Annotated in this window: 18 protein-coding genes; all 18 read right to left on the reverse strand. The window is 42.3% G+C overall.

Annotation, left to right across the window (positions count from 1 at the left end):
• Positions 1 to 2: 2 nt before the first annotated feature.
• Positions 3 to 521 (reverse strand): GNAT family N-acetyltransferase, encoded by a 519-nt coding sequence (locus IV50_RS06860; RefSeq protein WP_057746951.1) that lies wholly within the window; start codon positions 519 to 521, stop codon positions 3 to 5.
• Positions 505 to 990: a tRNA (adenosine(37)-N6)-threonylcarbamoyltransferase complex ATPase subunit type 1 TsaE gene (gene tsaE, locus IV50_RS06865; RefSeq protein ID WP_057747085.1), complete on the reverse strand. Its 486-nt coding sequence runs from the start codon at positions 988 to 990 to the stop codon at positions 505 to 507. Before tsaE ends, IV50_RS06860 begins: the two co-directional genes overlap by 17 nt.
• A gap of 98 nt (positions 991 to 1,088) precedes the next feature.
• The gene (pta, locus tag IV50_RS06870) at positions 1,089 to 2,075 is read right to left on the reverse strand and encodes a phosphate acetyltransferase (RefSeq protein ID WP_057746953.1); all 987 of its coding nucleotides are present in this window, start codon (positions 2,073 to 2,075) and stop codon (positions 1,089 to 1,091) included.
• A 94-nt stretch (positions 2,076 to 2,169) separates the two neighbouring features.
• Positions 2,170 to 2,838, reverse strand: coding sequence for a uracil-DNA glycosylase (locus IV50_RS06875; protein ID WP_057746955.1), 669 nt, complete (start codon positions 2,836 to 2,838; stop codon positions 2,170 to 2,172).
• 74 nt (positions 2,839 to 2,912) lie between these two features.
• Entirely contained in the window at positions 2,913 to 3,650 is a 738-nt protein-coding gene (locus IV50_RS06880) for an amino acid ABC transporter ATP-binding protein (protein WP_057746957.1), read from the reverse strand.
• On the reverse strand, positions 3,650 to 5,098 hold the full coding sequence (locus tag IV50_RS06885) for an ABC transporter substrate-binding protein/permease (RefSeq protein ID WP_057746959.1): 1,449 nt from the start codon (positions 5,096 to 5,098) through the stop codon (positions 3,650 to 3,652). Before IV50_RS06885 ends, IV50_RS06880 begins: the two co-directional genes overlap by 1 nt.
• Positions 5,099 to 5,229: 131 nt before the next feature.
• Complete coding sequence (gene smpB, locus IV50_RS06890) at positions 5,230 to 5,694, reverse strand: SsrA-binding protein SmpB (protein WP_057746961.1); 465 nt, start codon at positions 5,692 to 5,694, stop codon at positions 5,230 to 5,232.
• Between the two features lie 24 nt (positions 5,695 to 5,718).
• Positions 5,719 to 8,061: a ribonuclease R gene (gene rnr / locus IV50_RS06895; RefSeq protein ID WP_057746963.1), complete on the reverse strand. Its 2,343-nt coding sequence runs from the start codon at positions 8,059 to 8,061 to the stop codon at positions 5,719 to 5,721.
• A gap of 96 nt (positions 8,062 to 8,157) precedes the next feature.
• Positions 8,158 to 8,394: a preprotein translocase subunit SecG gene (secG, locus tag IV50_RS06900; protein WP_057746965.1), complete on the reverse strand. Its 237-nt coding sequence runs from the start codon at positions 8,392 to 8,394 to the stop codon at positions 8,158 to 8,160.
• Between the two features lie 158 nt (positions 8,395 to 8,552).
• On the reverse strand, positions 8,553 to 9,887 hold the full coding sequence (gene eno / locus IV50_RS06905; RefSeq protein WP_057746967.1) for a phosphopyruvate hydratase: 1,335 nt from the start codon (positions 9,885 to 9,887) through the stop codon (positions 8,553 to 8,555).
• Between the two features lie 117 nt (positions 9,888 to 10,004).
• Positions 10,005 to 10,781 carry a triose-phosphate isomerase gene (tpiA, locus tag IV50_RS06910; RefSeq protein ID WP_057746968.1) on the reverse strand — a complete coding sequence of 259 codons (777 nt, stop codon included), beginning with the start codon at positions 10,779 to 10,781 and terminating at the stop codon, positions 10,005 to 10,007.
• A 91-nt stretch (positions 10,782 to 10,872) separates the two neighbouring features.
• A complete protein-coding gene (ptsP, locus tag IV50_RS06915) occupies positions 10,873 to 12,606 on the reverse strand; it encodes a phosphoenolpyruvate--protein phosphotransferase (RefSeq protein WP_057746971.1) in 1,734 nt (577 codons plus the stop codon).
• A gap of 89 nt (positions 12,607 to 12,695) precedes the next feature.
• Positions 12,696 to 12,962, reverse strand: a complete 267-nt coding sequence (locus tag IV50_RS06920; RefSeq protein WP_057746973.1) for a phosphocarrier protein HPr — start codon at positions 12,960 to 12,962, stop codon at positions 12,696 to 12,698.
• Positions 12,963 to 13,092: 130 nt separating this feature from the next.
• Positions 13,093 to 13,278, reverse strand: a complete 186-nt coding sequence (locus IV50_RS06925; RefSeq protein ID WP_057746975.1) for a hypothetical protein — start codon at positions 13,276 to 13,278, stop codon at positions 13,093 to 13,095.
• A 3-nt stretch (positions 13,279 to 13,281) separates the two neighbouring features.
• Entirely contained in the window at positions 13,282 to 14,220 is a 939-nt protein-coding gene (gene trxB / locus IV50_RS06930; protein WP_057746976.1) for a thioredoxin-disulfide reductase, read from the reverse strand.
• A gap of 159 nt (positions 14,221 to 14,379) precedes the next feature.
• Entirely contained in the window at positions 14,380 to 15,255 is an 876-nt protein-coding gene (gene galU, locus IV50_RS06935; protein WP_057746978.1) for a UTP--glucose-1-phosphate uridylyltransferase GalU, read from the reverse strand.
• A gap of 6 nt (positions 15,256 to 15,261) precedes the next feature.
• On the reverse strand, positions 15,262 to 16,278 hold the full coding sequence (locus IV50_RS06940; protein WP_057746980.1) for an NAD(P)H-dependent glycerol-3-phosphate dehydrogenase: 1,017 nt from the start codon (positions 16,276 to 16,278) through the stop codon (positions 15,262 to 15,264).
• Between the two features lie 12 nt (positions 16,279 to 16,290).
• Entirely contained in the window at positions 16,291 to 17,250 is a 960-nt protein-coding gene (gene hprK / locus IV50_RS06945; protein ID WP_057746982.1) for an HPr(Ser) kinase/phosphatase, read from the reverse strand.
• Positions 17,251 to 17,258: the final 8 nt, after the last annotated feature.

The following is a 17,258-nucleotide window of genomic DNA, read 5'->3' on the forward strand; positions in this document are numbered from 1 at the left end:
CGTTATTCTCCCCCAGTCATATTTAGTTGCATCGCCTGTGTTGGCCATGCTGTTGCCTCATCATCTTGCCCATTGCTTTGGGCATCTAATACAACTGAAAAGCCGAACTTTTCATAGATATGTATCGCTGGCGTATTCCGTTTTTGTACCGTTAACCACAATTGGTTGATGGTACTAAAAGTCTCACCCCAGTCAATGAGTTCTGCAATCAACCCCTGCGCCAATCCATAGCCTTGATAGGTTTTCAGTATGGCAACACCTACTTCAGCTACTTCGGGGTTATCTAGCAAAGCAGTGGCGGTGGCTAAGCCATATAAATTATCATCCTCATCTGCCACCACCAACATTAAGTTATTACGCGTTTGCTGAATGGCCGTTATATTTTGTGCTTCCGTGATGGCATCAATCGTTTCAAGATCTTGCGTAATGCAAAAAGTATCCGATTCTTGAGATAATTGCCGTAATAAAGCCAATAAATTGGCACTATCGGTTGGCTCTGCTAACCTAATTATCAAGTCCATAAGTTTGCTCCAACTGGTTTAAAATTTGTTGTGAATGACTCCCAGTTGCAGTCACTTCAATTTTTCTTTGATCAATTTTGTCATACGTATCGGTTCGCGTTAAGGTCACGTTTAAAACGTCACTAGGTAAATCCGCCTGAATATACTCAGACCATTCAACTAAACTAACGCTACTTGCGTTGAAATATTCAGCCAAACCTAGGTCGTCGGCTCCACCTTCCTCACCTAAACGATAAACGTCTAAGTGATATAACATAAAGTCCGGCGTTTGATACTCTCGTACCAAAGTAAAAGTTGGGCTTTTAACTGGACGCTTAATCCCCAACGCACGGGCAAAGCCTTGCGTAAAGGTCGTCTTCCCCGCGCCTAAATCACCATGCAATAAAATGGTGGTGCCAGGTGTCACAATTTGTGCTAATGTTTTTGCTAATTTTTGTGTCGTTTCGACAGATTCACTATTCACTATCATAATTTTTAGTATATCATTTTTTTGTAAACTGGGCGCCATTTTCACTCATATCAACAAAAAACTAGCAAAGCAATTTCTCGCTTCACTAGTTTTAATGTTTACTTATCAGCATCGACAGCTTGCGCAGCAGTAATAATGGCTACCTTGTAAACATCTTCTTCATTGCAGCCACGTGAAAGGTCAGAGATTGGTTTAGCAAGACCTTGCAAAACAGGACCAATTGCTTCAAAACCACCCAAACGTTGGGCAATCTTATAACCAATATTTCCTGATTGAAGATCAGGGAAGACAAAGACATTAGCCTGACCGGCTACATCTGAATCCGGCGCCTTTGAAGCTGCAACTGATTCAACAAACGCTGCATCAAATTGTAATTCACCATCAACGGCAAGGTCTGGTGCCAACTTGTGGGCAATTTCTGTTGCTTCAGCGACCTTATCAACTTGTGGTGCCTTCGCAGAACCTTTAGTTGAAAAGCTAAGCATTGCAACCTTTGGATCAATCCCAAAGACTTGTGCTGTTTCGGCAGATTGAACCGCGACCTCAGCCATCGTTTGGGCATCAAGGTCAATGTTAATCGCACAATCAGCAAAAACATAACGTTCTTCACCACGTTGCATAACAAAGGCACCCGAAATGCGCGATGAACCTGGCTTTGTCTTAACAATTTGTAGGGCTGGACGAACCGTGTCACCGGTTGGATGTGTTGCTCCAGAAACCATACCATCGGCAAGATCAAGGTAAACTAACATGGTTCCAAAGTAATTTTCGTCCTTCAACCACTTTTCGGCTGTAACTTCATCGGTTTTACCGTTACGACGCTTAACCAATTCCTCAATCATGAGATTCATCAAGTTTTCGTCACAATCTTCTGGATCAAGAATTTTGATTGTTTGCAAATCATAATTCTTGGCGGCAGCAACTTCTTCAATTGTTGATTTATCTCCAAGGACAGTTACTTCAACTAATGCCTCATCTGCTAAACGAACAGCAGCTCCGAGGACACGCTCATCAGTTCCTTCTGGGAAAACAATACGCTTTCCTTGACCTTTGATTTTTTCTGATAATTGTTCAAAAAGTTCCATTATGTCAGCCTCCAAAAAAATTTGTTTATTTCTAAATATTATACTTCTATTATCGCATACTTGTTAGCGCTTACGCTAGCATTAATTAAATTATTCACAAACTCCAATTAATCGTCTGGACGCCATGGTTTTGCAAAAAAACATTACTTTGGCTGAAAGGTTTTGATCCAAAAAAACCACGGTAAGCTGATAATGGACTAGGATGTGGCGCCGTTAAAATGAGATTATTCGGCCCCACTAATAGCTTGGCTTTCTTTTGGGCAAACTTCCCCCACAAAATAAAGACGACTGGTTGATCTTGACTGGCCACTAACCGCATCACTTCGTCAGTAAAAGGCTCCCAAATTTTACCGGCATGTCCGTTCGACTTTCCCGCTGGTACGGTCAATACCGCGTTCAAAAGCAAAACGCCTTGGCGTGCCCACGGATGTAAATCACCATTAACTGGAGCCGACACCTGTAAATCATCAGCCAATTCTTGAAAGATATTTCTTAATGAAGGCGGCAATGGGAAATCAGACGGAACCGAAAAACTCAATCCTTGTGCCTGTCCCGGGTTGATATACGGATCTTGACCTAAAATAACAACTTTAATTTGCGCTAATGGTGTATTTTCCAAGGCCGCAAAGACATTTTCTCGCGCTGGATAAACGGTTTCAGTTGCGTATACGTTTGTTAAAAACGTATTCAATTGTTCAAAATAGGCATCTGGTAAGCTTTCGACCAAAGGAGCCGCCCAATCTGTGTCAAAAAAATCTGCCATATTTACTCCATTTCATTGTCTCTAAAAATAAAAAGGTAATCCTACATATTGTAGCATTACCTTTTTTAAAAACCTTAAGCATTTAGAATTTTGTTCAAGAAATCTTGGGTCCGTGGATTCTGTGGATGTTCGAAAACGGCCTCAGGCGTTCCTTGTTCTTGAATCTTACCATCAGCAAAGAAGACAACGCGGTCAGCAACCTGCTTGGCAAAACCCATTTCATGGGTGACGACAACCATTGTCATCCCCTCTTTTGCCAAATCCTTCATCACTTGTAAAACGTCCCCAACCATTTCAGGATCAAGCGCTGACGTTGGCTCATCAAACAACATAATCTTGGGGTTCATTTCTAACGCACGCGCAATCGCCACACGTTGTTCTTGTCCTCCAGATAAGGTCGTTGGTTTCACATCAGCTTTATCACGTAGACCAACTTGGTCTAACAATGCTAAACCTTTTTCATCAGCTTCTGCCTGTGACAGCTTTCCCAACTGAACTGGGGCTAATGTCATATTTTCCAATACCGTTAAATGTAGAAAAAGATTAAAGTGTTGGAAAACCATGCCGATTGTTTCACGCGTCTTATCGATGTTGGTTTTCTTGTCACTGATATCCCAACCGTTGATAACGATTTTACCACTGTCGGCGGGTTCAAGGTGATTCAAAGTTCGGAGGAAAGTTGACTTACCAGACCCTGATGGTCCGATCATCACAACAACTTCACCTTCTTGCACTTGTAAATCAATGCCTTTTAAGACTTCATTTTTTCCATAGCTCTTATGCACATCTGTTACGTCAACAATGGCTGTCATTACTTAATCCTCTTTTCAATCCAATTTGATAACCAAGTTAATAGCGTGATTACAATTAAGTACATTGCTCCGATAATCAACCAAACACGGAAACCTTGTAGATTACGTGCAATAATAAGGGTTCCCGTTTGCGTCAATTCGACAATTCCAATGGCTGAAAGGATTGATGTATCCTTCAACGTAATAATGAATTGGTTAATGAAACTTGGAATCGTTAAACGAATTCCTTGTGGCATCACGACCTTACGCATTGCTTTCCCGTATGGCAAACCTAATGAACGTGCAGCTTCTAGTTGCCCCTTGTCAACTGACAAGAAACCACCCTTAACGAATGATCCGATATAAGCTCCTTCGTTTAAGATTAAGGTAATCAATCCAGCAGTAAAGGCTGGAATCTTTTGGCCCGTCAAGTTCGGCAAACCAATGTAGATGAAGAAAGCTAGGACCAACATAGGTAGTCCACGGAATAGATAGATGATTGTCGTTGATAGTCCACGTAGCAACTTGCTTGGCATAACACCCAAGACACCCAAGAAGAGTCCCCATAAAGCGGCTAGTAGGATTCCAAAGACCGTTAACTCAATCGTCTTAATCAAACCATCACGTAAGGCTGACTTATTATCCTTGATGATATTCCAGATCGTTGGCTTCTCGTTCTTAGCGGCGTTAGCCTTATAGTTGTATGCACCCTTACCAACATAATGGCTAACAATCTTGTCATATTCACCTGACTTAACAATTTTGGCATAGCCATCGTCAAAGCTCTTTAAGAGCTTAGCATTTTGACCCTTCTTAACACCAAAACCATAGCCTCCTGTATTGGCAGGCTTAGTAATCACCTTCAAAGTGGTCCCTTGCTTGATCGCATATCCCATCACCGGTTGATCTTCGAAACAAGCGACGGTATTACCAACAGTCACATCGTTATACATGGTATTAGAATCATTAAAGAATGAGAGTTTGAAATCATACTTCTTTTGAATACTTTGCGCGTATTGCGCACCTGCAGTTCCAGTTTTAACCGCAACCTTCTTACCTTTTAAATCATCTAAAGACTTAATTGACTTGTTCTTACCATCGACGGCCACAACCACACCTGTCTTATAGTACGGTGTACTAAAGTCAAATGATTGCTTACGTTCAGGGGTAATTGACATACCAGCTAAGAGTCCATCGACTTGCCCTGCTTGGACAGCTTGTACGCCAGCGTTAAAGCTCATTGGCTTTAACGTATAGGTAAAGCCCTCTTCTTTTGAGATGGCCTTTAACATATCCATATCGATTCCCCGGTAACTCCCATTTTGCGTCTGGAATTCGAATGGTGGATAAGTGGTATCCGTTGCAATTGTATAGTTTGGTTTCGCATCAGCTGAAATACTGTGCGGTACCGCAACCAAACCAAGTAGCATGATACCGGTCGCGACCAAACCCTTTAGCCATTTATTCATGACATTTCCTCCTGAGATAAGTGTTCTACAAATTTCCTGTCTAGCATACACCGCCAAAAAAACTTTGCGCGAAATTATGTTAACTTTCCTGACATACAAAAAAACCACACGCGCACGTGTGGTTTTTTGGTTTAACGTTTTAATGCCCTTTGTAAGTCGCGTTCTTGGTCACGACGCTTCAAGGTCTCACGTTTATCATAATTATGTTTACCGGTCGCGACGCCAATCAAAACTTTGGCAAATCCGCGTTTAATATACACTTTCAACGGAATAATCGTCTTCCCTTTTTGTGAAACTTCAGCTTCCAGCTGTCGAATCTGCTGTTTATGCAGCAATAACCGGCGTGAACGTAAAGGTTCATGATTAAACTGATTCCCTTGTTCAAACGGACTAATATTCACGTTATCCAACCAAGCTTGACCATTTCGAATTTGCACGAATCCATCGGCAATCGTAATGCGACCAGCTCGAATTGACTTGATTTCAGTTCCGGTCAATTCAAGCCCTGCTTCCATCGTTTCGCCAATATTATAATCATGACGGGCTTTACGATTGGTTGCTAGAGCATCATTGACAACTTTTTTCTTTTTGGGCATGTTGGTCCCTCCAATTAATCAAACTTATTTATGTTGACCCTTTTGTGCTGAACCATTTTGACGTGGCTTAGGCGCACGGTGATCTTTAGGCTTACCAGCCTGTTTGTTCTTGTCACCTTGACGACCACGGCCTTGTTGACCTGGCTTTTTGTGGTTACCACCCTTACCACCAAATGAACCACGGCGATCATCGGCGACCTTAATATCCGTAATCGGTGCAGCATCAGGATCCACTAGAATAAAGTCCAAAGCACTTTGTTCTGTATCAACGCGAATCAACTTCACACGAACCGGCTGTCCAATTTGGTAGATGTGGTGGAATCGACGACCAATTAGGGCCATATGTGATTCATCATAGGCATAGTAATCATCCGTTAAGTTTGACGTATGAATCAAACCTTCAACGGTGTTTTCAAGCGACACGAACATCCCAAACTTCAAGACGCCATTGACGACAGCGTCGAATTCTTGACCGACCTTGTCTTCCATGTATTGTGCCTTCTTCATGGCATCCGTATCACGCTCGGTATCAACGGCACGACGTTCGCGAACAGATGTATCTTCAGCAATCACGGGCAATTGTTCACGATACTTCGTCTGCGCATCAGAGCCAAAGCCAGCCTGCTCATACCACTTAATTAAACGGTGAACTGTCAAATCCGGGTAACGACGAATTGGTGACGTGAAGTGCGTGTAATAATCCGCGCCAATTCCAAAGTGTCCTAGTGGTTGATCAGAATACTTGGCTTGTTGCATTGAACGCAACATCATTGTTGAAACCATTTGTTCTTCAGGCTTGCCGACAAAGTATTGGTGAATATTTTGCAAGTCAGCGGGCTTAACATGGTTTGGGTCTGCCTTAACTGGGCAACCTAAAGCTTTCACAAAGTCAAAGAATTTCTCAACACGTTCACTATCTGGCGCTTCGTGAATACGATACAAGAATGGTACCTTGGCCAAATCATAGTGCATGGCAACCGTTTCATTAGCAGCCAACATAAATGACTCAATCATGCGTTCAGATGTGCCACGTTCACGAAGTTCAATATCCACCGGCTTTCCTTGTGGATCCACAATCACTTTCGCTTCTGGCGCATCGAACTCAATTGCCCCACGTTGCTTACGTTTTTCAGCTAAAGCATTGTGCAATTGTTGCATATCTTCAAACATTGGCACTAATTCACGATAGTTTTCACGAGCTTCTTTATCACCAGCCAAAATATCGTTCACACCAATATAAGTCATGCGGGCATGTGAACGCATCACGGACTTATGCAAACGATGGTTCACCAAAGTACCATCTGGCGTAAATTCCATTTCAGCTGACATCGCCAAACGGTCAACACCCTCGTTCAATGATGCAATTCCGTTTGAGATGTTACGGGGCAACATTGGAATCACGCGATCAGTCAAATAAACTGATGTACCGCGCTTATAAGCTTCCTTATCTAGCGGAGAACCTTCAGGAACATAATGTGAAACGTCAGCAATATGGACCCCTAGATGGAAATTACCGTTATCCATGCGCCAAACAGTCACGGCATCATCCAAGTCCTTTGACTCGATTGAGTCAATCGTAACAAGTGGTTGATCCGTGATATCTTCACGATCTTCACGTTCCTCATCCAAAACGTGATCAGGAATTGCTTCAGCTTGTTCCATCACATCATCAGGGAAGACATGCGGTACGTCGTGGTTATAGACAATTTGCATGATATCAACGCCGGGGGCATCTTTATAACCAATTTTTTGGACAACCGTTCCAGTCATCTGTTTAGGTGCATCAATTGTTGTATAGGCATCAATCGTCGCAACAACGACTTCGCCATCAGAAGCAGCCATACCACCTTCTTTAATTAAGAATTCGTATGTTGCAAATTTCTTATCCGTTAAAGTAATTCGACCAATATAACCAGCATACTCAGATCCTAGTTTAAATTCACCCACCATTCGTTCACGTGAACGGTGCATAATTTCAACAACTTGTCCTTCTGAGCCACGGTTGCCATCACCTTTGTTCAACAACTTAACGCGGACTTGATCACCTTGTAAAGCTAACATGGTGTTATCCGGGTTAACAAAGATGTCATCAGCATTATCGTCATAACGAATAAACCCAAATCCACGTTCATTCGCACGGAATTCACCAATCACACCTTCTTTTTCCGCATTATATTGGAAGGCACCGTCGTCATTCACTTTAATCTTTTCATCGCGTTCAAGCGCTGCTAATGCTTGAACGACTTTCGTAAAGGCATTATCACCTGGCAAGTGCAAGCCATCGACCAGCGTTTGGGCGGGAAAGGCTTGCGAAGGGTTCGCCTTTAAAAAACCATATAACTGGTCTTGTAAATTATTTTCTGCCATTAAAACTCTCTCTTTTCTATGTTCCGTATTAATTTGTCTCTATTCGAAGAAAGACCTCCCGCATAAAAAATCACGAGAGGTCTTTTCATAAATGGTCTAATGTGCTGATAGGTAGACAAGCGCCAAACCTAAGATAAACCAAATTGCACCCAAAATCGCAGTAAGCCGTTGCATCACAGCTTCAAATCCACGTGCCTTTTGCGTTGCAAATAAATCACCTGCGCCACCAGAAAGTGCTGATAAAGCATCTTGTTGCTTTGATGGTTGCATTAGTACGGCAACAATCAATAAAAAGCCAACAACAATCATTGCAATCAACAAAATATTATACATACTTGGCGCCTCCATTTTTCTAAATACTCATTAATTTCGATTAAATATACTTACCTAGGATAGCATATATACAGTGATAACTCAACTAACCACTCAGACATAAAAAAAAAGTTCAGCATGTCACCATGCTAAACTCTTTAATTTAATTAAATTTGAAATTAACCAACGTAGTTAGTAATTGCTTCGCGGGCAGCCTTATCAATGTTGTAGAAGCTGTTGATTCCCTTGAATTGTGCAACGTTTTCACCCAACAAGTCTTCGATGCGCATCAATTGGTTGTACTTAGCAATACGGTCAGTACGTGACAATGATCCAGTCTTGATTTGTCCGGCGTTAGTTGCAACAACTAAGTCAGAGATAGTCGTGTCTTCAGTTTCACCTGAACGGTGTGAAACGATGGCAGTGTATCCAGCTTCCTTAGCCATTTCGATGGCGTCCATAGTCTCAGTCAAAGTACCGATTTGGTTAACCTTGATCAAGATTGAGTTAGCAGCACCCATCTCAATACCCTTTTGTAGGTATTGTGTGTTTGTAACGAAGAAGTCGTCACCAACGATTTGAACACGGTTTCCAAGACGGTTTGTCAACTTAACCCATGCATCCCATTCGTTTTCATCCAAAGGATCTTCAACAGAGATGATTGGGTACTTGTTGATCAAAGCTTCCAAGTAATCGATGAATTCGTCAGTTGTGTATTCCTTCTTGTCAGGTTCCCCTGCCAATACGTATACACCACGATCTGCATCGTAGAATTCTGAAGAAGCAACGTCAAAGGCAATGGCAATATCCTTACCAGGCTTGTAACCGGCCTTTTCAATGGCCTTCAACAAGAATTCGAATGGTTCTGCGTTTGACTTAAAGTCAGGGGCAAATCCACCTTCATCACCAACAGCAGTTGAGTGACCAGCAGCCTTCAACAAAGCTTGCAAGGCGTGGAAAGTTTCTGAACCCATACGAACAGCTTCAGCAATTGACTTAGCACCAACAGGCATGATCATGAATTCTTGGAAGTCAACATCGTTGCTTGCGTGAGCACCACCATTGATAACGTTCATCATTGGTGTTGGCAAAACCTTAGCATTGAATCCACCCAAGTAGTTGTACAATGGTGTTTCCAATTCATCAGCAGCAGCACGGGCAGCGGCAATTGAAACACCCAAGATAGCGTTGGCTCCCAACTTACCCTTGTTTTCAGTACCGTCCAAAGCGATCATTGTTTGATCCAAGGCAACTTGATCAGTAACTTCCAAGCCAACAAGCTTTTCAGCGATCTTAGTGTTAACGTTGTCAACAGCCTTCAAAGTTCCCTTACTACCGAAACGGTTCTTGTCACCGTCACGCAATTCAACAGCTTCGTGTTCACCAGTTGAAGCACCAGATGGCACGATTCCACGACCGAATCCACCTAATTCAGTATAAACCTCAACTTCAACAGTAGGATTTCCACGTGAATCCAACACTTCGCGTGCATAAATATCAGTAATTGCAGACATTGTTGTTCTCCTTGTTCTTTACGAAAGATTTTAGAACCTAACGAGGTCCTTTACATGTTTAATTGTAACATATATCACGAACTATGAGCACGCTTTTAACATCGATGTGCGTGAATTTTATTTTAACTTCTGAGCTTGATGGGCTAACTTCACTAATTCCGCGAAATTATCAGGGTCCAGAGCTGAATTTCCCACCAAAACACCATCTATATCGGTCTGGCGCATAATTTCATAAACATTTTCGGGTTTAACCGAACCACCATATAAAATGCGTAGATTTTCAGCAATTTCGGCATTGAACATATCAGATACGGTTTCACGAATCATGTATAAATCTTTTTGCGCGAGGTCTGCATTCATCGCCATTCCGCTACCAATCGCTTGCGTCGGTTCATAGGCCAAAACGACTTGCGCCATTTGATCGTTAGTGACCCCTTTCAAGGCTTCAATTACTTGATTAACAATCCAATGCATATGCGCATTTGGCGACACAACCTGAATTGATTCGTCTAAGGCAATAATCGGACTCAAATGATTTTTTAAAGCCGCTAAAGCCTTTAGGTTGACCATTTCGTCCGTTTCACGGAAATAGTGTCGGCGTTCAGAATGCCCAATAATCACGTATTGAACCCCTAGACTCGCCACCACTTTAGGACTCGTTTCACCAGTATAAGCGCCTTCTTCTTTCCAGTAGACGTTTTCAGCACCGATTTCAATATGCGTGCCTTCAGCTGCATCTACCATTGTTTGGAGTAAGACATCTTGGCCTGCTAAAATAGGCTCAACATCTGGATATGCTTGTACCACAGCAGCTACGTCTTTTATATACGCTCGCGCTTCATCAGGTAATTTATTCATTTTCCAATTAGCCATTACGATTGGTCGGCGTCCCATAGCTTCACCTCTTTTTTATAGTACCCCCATTATACCATTGATTATGTAGATACAAAAAAACAGTTAAGTCGCAACTTAACTGTTTTTTGGTTTATTTAATTTCTGGAACATTGGCCTTAACTAAAGCAACAACATCTTCGCTTGTATCAGCTTCAATGGCTTTTTCAGCTAACGTTTGTAACTTAGAAGCATCTAGTTGACGCATCAAAGAACGCGTTGGTAACACTGATGTGGCTGACATTGAAAATTCATCGAGCCCCATCCCCATCAAAATTGGTACAGCAATTGGGTCGCCAGCCATTTCGCCACACATCGCCGCAACCTTACCATATTTATGAGCAGCTTTAATGACGCTATCCACAAGTCGTAAAATTGATGGATTGTATGGTTGATACAAATAAGAAACTTTATCATTTCCACGATCAGCTGCCATTGTGTAACCAATGAGATCGTTAGTTCCAATTGAGAAGAAGTCAACTTCCTGAGCAAACTTGTCTGCTAAGACCGCCGCTGCTGGAACTTCAACCATAATACCAAGCTTGATATTATCACTAACTGCAACACCCTCAGCAACCAACTTCGCCTTCTCTTCATTGAAGATATCACGAGCGGCTCTGAATTCAGGCAACGTCGCAACCATTGGGAACATAATCCACAAATTTCCAAAAGCTGAAGCACGAATTAAAGCTCTGAGTTGCGTCCGGAAAATATCAGACCGTCCCAATGACAAGCGGATGGCACGATATCCCAAAAACGGATTTTCTTCTTCCGGTAATGGCAAATATGGTAACTTTTTATCCCCACCAATATCCATCGTTCGGATAGTCACATTCTCATCAGGTTCCACCCCTTCTAAGACTGACTTATAAGCTTCAAATTGCGCTTCTTCATCTGGTAATTCTTGTGAGTCCATATAAAGGAACTCAGTTCGATAAAGTCCAATCCCTTCAGCACCGTTTTCTAAGACACCCGTCAAATCTTTTGGTGTTCCAATATTGGCTGCTAAAGTAAAGTGTTGTCCATCAGCAGATAAAGTCTTTTGATCCTTTAATTTTGCCCACTCAACCTTCTGCTCAGCATAAGCATCCGCTTTGGCTTGATATTCAGCTACCGTTTGCTCAGTTGGGTCTTGAATCACAACGCCATCCATACCATCAAGAACTAACGTATCACCTTCATTAATTGAATCAGTCGCTACTTCTGTTCCGACAACCGCTGGAATCTCAAGCGTTCGCGCCATGATGGCTGCGTGTGCTGTTCGGCCACCAACGTCCGTCACAAAGCCTTTAACATAACGACGATCAAGTTGCGCAGTATCAGACGGTGTCATATCATGCGCAACAATAATCACTTCTTCGTCAATTAGGGCTGGATTTGGCAAACGCTTGTCCAACAAGTGACTCAAAATACGCTTTGTTACGTCACGAATATCAGCTGAACGTTCAGCCATATAGGCATTACTGTCAGCCATTCCTTCAAATAATGCAATATACATATCCGCAACTTGTTGCAAAGCCGCTTCGGCATTAATTGCGTCTGATTCTATGGCTTGTTCAATGCCCCCAGTAAATTCAGGATCTTCAAGCACCATAATATGTGCTGTGAAAACCTCGGCCGCTTCATTTCCCATTGATGCTGCTGCTTTATCACGGATTTTCTCTAAATCTGCCTTTGATGCCAAAAAAGCCGCCTCTAAGCGACTTTTTTCGACTTGAACATCATCGATTGTTCGCTTATCAAAAGACAAATCCGGAGTAATCAGCTTGTAAGCTTTTGCGATAGCAACCCCATTTGAAGCTGCAATTCCATTGATTTGTTTTGCCATAGCTGTTCGTTCCCCTCGAAGTTCAACTTATTTGTATTAAGTTTTATTGCTAACTCACACTTCCCCAATTGTATTGCCGGTTCGAAAAATTACTTTGTCAAACCTTCTGATGCCATTGTTTCTGCAATTGCATCGATAGCTGCACTAGCATCATCACCGTCAGCAGTAATGGTAACATCGGCACCTTGACCAACACCAAGTGACATCACACCCATGATTGACTTCAAATTAACTTCCTTACCTTGGTATGAAAGTGTAATGTTTGAAGAAAACTTTGAGGCAGTTTGTACCAACAAAGTTGCTGGACGTGCATGAATACCTGCTTCTGCTACGATCTTAAAGTCGCGTGATTCCATGATTAAATCTCCTTATATGTCTGTCATTTTATCGTGTTTTCACATGGTGGCTAAATGCAACACCATGCCTTTTCTACACTTGTTATTTTATCAGCTTCCATGTAAGTTGGCAAGCGCTTACATAGAAATCCTATTCTTGATTTTCAGGGCGTTTACGATAGGTCACTTGCCCTTTCCGACCAGCTTCACCAACAATCGCACTTTGATATGGATAATTTCGCCATACTTCAAAGAATTCTGGAAAATGCTCTGCTTCTAAGATGTACTCAGACAGTTCTCCGGTTCGTAAATCTTCCAAGATTTGATTGTAGTCCATGGTCTACTCAACTCCATCTTTCAGCGTTTCGTTATAAGCATAAGCATTTTGTCCTGCAATAGCAGCATCCCCAACCGCCGTTGTAATCTGGCGGAGCTGCTTTTGACGAACATCACCAATCGCAAAAATACCTGGTTGGGTCGTTTCCATCTGATCATTCGTCAAAATCCAGCCTTGATCATCCGTGATACCTAGTCCGTCAACTGAATCAGAAACTGGCAAAAGTCCGATATAGATAAAGGTAGCCGCTGTTGCGAAGTCTTGAACCTCATCAGTAACATTATTTTTAAGGGTCACAGAGGTCACTTTTGTACCATCACCATTAATAGATTGCACTTCGGTATTCCAAATAAAATCAATATTATCCGCATCAAACGCACGCTTTTGCAAAATAGGTTGTGCTTTAAGCGTGTCGCCTCGATGAACGACTGTCACATGATCGACAATTCCAGCTAAATACGTTGCTTCTTCAATAGCTGAGTCACCACCACCAACGACAACAACCTCTTGTCCCTTAAAGAAAGCCCCATCACAAACGGCACAATATGAAACACCTCGACCGGCATAGTCTAATTCACCAGGCACGCCCAGTTTTTTGTATTCAGATCCCGTTGCGACAATAACTGAATTTGCTTGGTAATCATTCATATCTGTGACCACATGCCAGGTATTATCGGCATTGGTTTCAATATGTTTTACGGTTCCGAACTGATATTCGGCACCAAATTGCGTTGAAGAAGCATACATCTTTTCAGATAAATCAGCTCCCATGATTGAGTTGTATCCAGGATAATTCTCAACCTCAGCTGTATTATTCATTTGACCACCGTAAATACCACGATCTAACATCACAACCGATAAGTTGGCACGTGAGGCATACGTTGCAGCCGTCATTCCACCAGGACCGGCCCCAATAATTACTACATCAAATTTTTCAGTCATCATGCTTCCTCCTTGTGCTTTTCCTTATGCTATTCTACCCGTTTCTTTACTGAATTACTATGCAAAATCAGGCGTCTAAAGAAACCATCCCACTTACTTATTGTAAGACAATTGACGTTTTTTGTAAACAAAAAGGCACCCACGGTGCCTTAATGAAACTTAATCTAATGTTTTGGCAAGTTCCTTGATATATGCTTTAAGTGCTTCCCCAGTTTGTGGGTGCTTCAACCCAAATTCAACGTTTGTTGTCAAGAAACCAATCTTTGACCCAATGTCATAGCGACGACCCTTGAATTCATGTGCGTCGACTTGTTGACGCTTGTTCAAACTGTCGATAGCGTCTGTAAGTTGCACTTCGCCACCTTTTCCAGGTTTTGTACTTTCAAGTTCCTCGAAAATCTCCGGCGTCAAAAGATAACGACCAATAATCGCCAAATCTGAAGGTGCATCCTCTGGTTGTGGCTTCTCAACAAAATTTGAGACGCGATACAACCCGTCTGATAATTCTTCTTCAGGATTAATGACCCCATATGATGAAACCTCATCATGTGGTACGTCCATAACCGCCAAAGTTGAATCACCGGTTGCTTCATAGCGATCAATCAATTGCTTGGTCAACGGTACTTCATCTTGCATCAAGTCATCACCTAGCATAACCACAAATGGTTCATCACCAATGAAGGCCTTACCAGTTAGGACAGCATCTCCAAGTCCACGCGGGTGTGATTGACGAATAAAGTAAAGATTGATATCAGTTGTTTCTTCAACCAACTTCAACAACTCAGTCTTACCTTTTTCACGTAAATTATTTTCAAGTTCCGGATTTGAGTCAAAATGATCTTCAATTGAACGCTTTGACTTACCATCGACAATCAGAATTTCCTCAATTCCTGAAGCCAAAGCCTCTTCGATAATAAATTGAATTGTTGGCTTATCAACAATAGGTAACATTTCTTTAGCTAACGCCTTCGTTGCTGGTAAGAATCGAGTTCCTAACCCTGCTGCCGGGATAATCGCTTTTCTAACACGTTTCATTGATTTTTATTTTCCTTCCTGTTTAACTGGTCGACTCATCAAATCTTGAATCGCCACTTGAATATCTAGGTCTTCATAAAGGACCTTATAAATTGACTCTGTAATTGGCATTGTAACATGCTTGGCTTGTGAAAGTTCATATGCCACTTTAGCTGTTGAAATTCCTTCAATGACCATTCCCATATTCTCAACAATTTCAGGTAATGTTTTACCGGTTCCTAATTGTTGACCTGCTCTGAAATTACGTGAATGTACCGAGGTCGCTGTGACGAATAAGTCACCAACGCCTGACAAGCCCATAAACGTCAAAGGATTAGCTCCAAAAGCTTGTCCTAAGCGGGTAATTTCTGCTAAACCACGCGTGAATAATGCTGCCTTGGCATTCGAATCATAACCAAGTCCATCTAAGGCCCCAGCTCCAATGGCAATAACATTCTTCAAGGCAGCCCCGACTTCAGCGCCAATCATATCAGAACCAGTGTACACACGAAAATGTGTATTTGTGAATACATCTTGCACTGCTTCCGCTACTGCTAAGTTCTCGCTCACAGCCGTCACTAATGTCGGATCATGCTTAACAACCCCTTCGGCATGTGATGGTCCTTCAATTATGGCCACACCACTTCGATATTGTTCTGGTACTTCTTCGGCTAGCATTTCTGAAACGCGCTTAAACGTCACAGGTTCTAATCCCTTAGTTGCACCCACCAAGATGATTTTTTGATCACCTAGTTCCTTCAAGACATCTGCTAGTTTGGCAGCAACTTCACGCGTTGCTTTGGTCGGAACCACACTAACCACAATTTCGGCACCAGTCACTGCATCAAGCATATCCGCAGTTGCAACAACGCCTGGATTAATTGGGTTATCGCCAAGATAATCCGGATTAAGATGATTTGTATTTATGAATTCTGCTTGGGCTGGTTTATGCGTCCAAAGGGCTACTGTGTGGCCATTTTCAGCGACAACTGTGGCCAATGCCGTTCCCCATGAACCCGCACCCAAGATAGCTATTTTTGTCATGCTCTTTCGCCCCTACGCTTGTGGCTCAGCTGAATCATCTGAGTGCACAGAGTTTTCTTCAATTAATTGATTCAAATTATTATTGAATGTTTCAGTGGCATCAAATCCCATCTTCTTAGCACGGAAATTCTTAGCCGCTGTCTCAATCAAGACCGCCAGATTACGTCCAGTTTGTACGGGAACGACTAGGCGTGGCAAATCAACCCCTTGAATGCGAGTGATATCTTCACCATTGCCCAAACGATCAACATCTTGATCATCTTTCCACTTTGCTAAGTGGAGATTAAAAGCAATTGTTGCATGGGAACGCACGGCACCGGCACCAAATAAATTCAATACGTCAATAATACCAATACCACGAATCTCCATCAAGTTTCGCAAAATTGCCGGTGGTTCACCCACCAGCCGTTCTTCATCTTGCGCATAGACATCAACACGATCATCAGCGATTAATCGGTGACCGCGTTGAACTAATTCAAGCGCCGTTTCAGATTTACCAACCCCAGAGTCTCCAGTAATGAGTACACCCAGACCGTAAATATCGACTAGCACACCATGCACTGATTGACGTTCAGCCAATTTACCACTCAAGAAATAAGTCATATTTGACAAAATTTTTGAAGATGTTAACTCAGTGGCTAAAACAGGAATATGTGTTTCAGCAGCCACATCCATAAATTCTTGTGGTAATTCTAAGCCAGTTGACACAACAAAGGCTGGCGTTTCTGGTCGCATCATCTTGCGGGCAACCATCATCAACTCATCATGTGACATACGCTTGGCAAATGACGTTTCAGTAATACCCATTAGCTGAATCCGTTCTGCTGCATAATAGTTGAAATATCCGGTCATTTCTAAGCCCGGACGTGAAATATCCTCGGTCTTAATGATGCGTTGGAGATACTCTTCTCCTGTAACAACACGAAGATGTGTATTACTCAATAAATCTTTTACGGTTATGCTTTTAGCCATGTCTATTT

It is taken from the genome of Weissella viridescens, from assembly GCF_001437355.1.
Taxonomy (GTDB): domain Bacteria; phylum Bacillota; class Bacilli; order Lactobacillales; family Lactobacillaceae; genus Weissella; species Weissella viridescens.

Excerpts from the sequence above, each read along its gene's own strand:
- IV50_RS06860 (WP_057746951.1), bottom strand. The coding sequence starts at position 521 with ATGGACTTGATAATTAGGTTAGCAGAGCCAACCGATAGTGCCAATTTA.
- rnr (WP_057746963.1), bottom strand. The coding sequence starts at position 8,061 with ATGGCAGAAAATAATTTACAAGACCAGTTATATGGTTTTTTAAAGGCG.
- pta (WP_057746953.1), bottom strand. The coding sequence starts at position 2,075 with ATGGAACTTTTTGAACAATTATCAGAAAAAATCAAAGGTCAAGGAAAG.
- IV50_RS06880 (WP_057746957.1), bottom strand. The coding sequence starts at position 3,650 with ATGACAGCCATTGTTGACGTAACAGATGTGCATAAGAGCTATGGAAAA.
- hprK (WP_057746982.1), bottom strand. The coding sequence starts at position 17,250 with ATGGCTAAAAGCATAACCGTAAAAGATTTATTGAGTAATACACATCTT.
- eno (WP_057746967.1), bottom strand. The coding sequence starts at position 9,887 with ATGTCTGCAATTACTGATATTTATGCACGCGAAGTGTTGGATTCACGT.
- IV50_RS06885 (WP_057746959.1), bottom strand. The coding sequence starts at position 5,098 with ATGAATAAATGGCTAAAGGGTTTGGTCGCGACCGGTATCATGCTACTT.
- IV50_RS06940 (WP_057746980.1), bottom strand. The coding sequence starts at position 16,278 with ATGACAAAAATAGCTATCTTGGGTGCGGGTTCATGGGGAACGGCATTG.
- IV50_RS06925 (WP_057746975.1), bottom strand. The coding sequence starts at position 13,278 with ATGGACTACAATCAAATCTTGGAAGATTTACGAACCGGAGAACTGTCT.
- tpiA (WP_057746968.1), bottom strand. The coding sequence starts at position 10,781 with ATGGGACGCCGACCAATCGTAATGGCTAATTGGAAAATGAATAAATTA.
- smpB (WP_057746961.1), bottom strand. The coding sequence starts at position 5,694 with ATGCCCAAAAAGAAAAAAGTTGTCAATGATGCTCTAGCAACCAATCGT.
- tsaE (WP_057747085.1), bottom strand. The coding sequence starts at position 990 with ATGATAGTGAATAGTGAATCTGTCGAAACGACACAAAAATTAGCAAAA.
- secG (WP_057746965.1), bottom strand. The coding sequence starts at position 8,394 with ATGTATAATATTTTGTTGATTGCAATGATTGTTGTTGGCTTTTTATTG.
- IV50_RS06875 (WP_057746955.1), bottom strand. The coding sequence starts at position 2,838 with ATGGCAGATTTTTTTGACACAGATTGGGCGGCTCCTTTGGTCGAAAGC.
- IV50_RS06920 (WP_057746973.1), bottom strand. The coding sequence starts at position 12,962 with ATGGAATCACGCGACTTTAAGATCGTAGCAGAAGCAGGTATTCATGCA.
- galU (WP_057746978.1), bottom strand. The coding sequence starts at position 15,255 with ATGAAACGTGTTAGAAAAGCGATTATCCCGGCAGCAGGGTTAGGAACT.
- ptsP (WP_057746971.1), bottom strand. The coding sequence starts at position 12,606 with ATGGCAAAACAAATCAATGGAATTGCAGCTTCAAATGGGGTTGCTATC.
- trxB (WP_057746976.1), bottom strand. The coding sequence starts at position 14,220 with ATGACTGAAAAATTTGATGTAGTAATTATTGGGGCCGGTCCTGGTGGA.